The sequence below is a fragment of the Methylobacterium oxalidis genome, assembly GCF_007992195.1.
GTDB classification, from domain to species: domain Bacteria; phylum Pseudomonadota; class Alphaproteobacteria; order Rhizobiales; family Beijerinckiaceae; genus Methylobacterium; species Methylobacterium oxalidis.
The window spans coordinates 1-797 of the sequence record NZ_BJZU01000329.1; the positions used below are offsets into that span (position 1 = coordinate 1).

The window sequence follows — 797 nt, forward strand, 5'->3', positions numbered from 1 at the left end:
CAGCAATTGCTTCGCCACGCGGAACTGCGCCTCGTTGGCAAGACGGCGGAAGCTCGTGCCCTCGGCCCTCAGGCGACGGCTCAGGGTGCGGCGGTTCACCAGCTTCAGCCGCGCCACGCGCTCGGCCTTGCAGCGCTGCCGGGTCACGGCGGTCTGGAGGTACTCGCGAAGCTTGTCCGTCAGCGTGGAAGGCTGAGCGGCCTCAAGCCGGCGGATGCGGTGCTCCACCCTCTGGCGCAGCGCCGGATCCGCCCCCGCGATCGGCTGCTCCAGGAGGGCGGCCGGGAACACCAGGGCGGCCGCCTCTTGATCGAAGCGGACCGGTCCCTTGAAGAAGGCCGCGTAGGGGGCTGTGTCGTGCGGGGCGGAGCGCGGCAGCAGCACCTCCAGCGGCGCCCAGTCAGGCCCGCACAGCCCGCGCAGGAGGGTGGTCAGCGTGGCGAGCGCCCGCTCCAGATGCAGGGCAGCGCCCTCGGCCTCAGGCTCATGCGGGGCGTAGCTGAGGACGGCGATGTCGACGTGCACACCGAGACCGACCACCGCTCCCCGGTCGCGCACGCAGGCATGCGCTTCCAGGGCCCGCAGGGCCTCACCCACCGAGGCGCAGTTGCGCAGCAGCCCGCCGAGAAGGCCGAGCGAGGCCAGGGTGGTTCGCTGCCCGACCAGCAGTCCGAGATGAGGGCAGCGGGTGCGCTCGGCCGCCAGGGCGATCAGGCGTCCGACGGTCGTGAACGGAACGGGCTTGCTGCTGCGGCCGACGAGGCGGGGATTGAGGCCCGCTTCAGCCATGAGGCCGA

1 protein-coding gene is annotated in these 797 nt (G+C 72.4%); it reads right to left on the reverse strand.

Annotation, left to right across the window (positions count from 1 at the left end; translation table 11 throughout):
• The coding region (locus MOX02_RS30835) for an AraC family transcriptional regulator (protein WP_244948470.1) at nt 1–789 on the reverse strand (789 nt) is incomplete at its 3' end.
• Nucleotides 790–797: the final 8 nt, after the last annotated feature.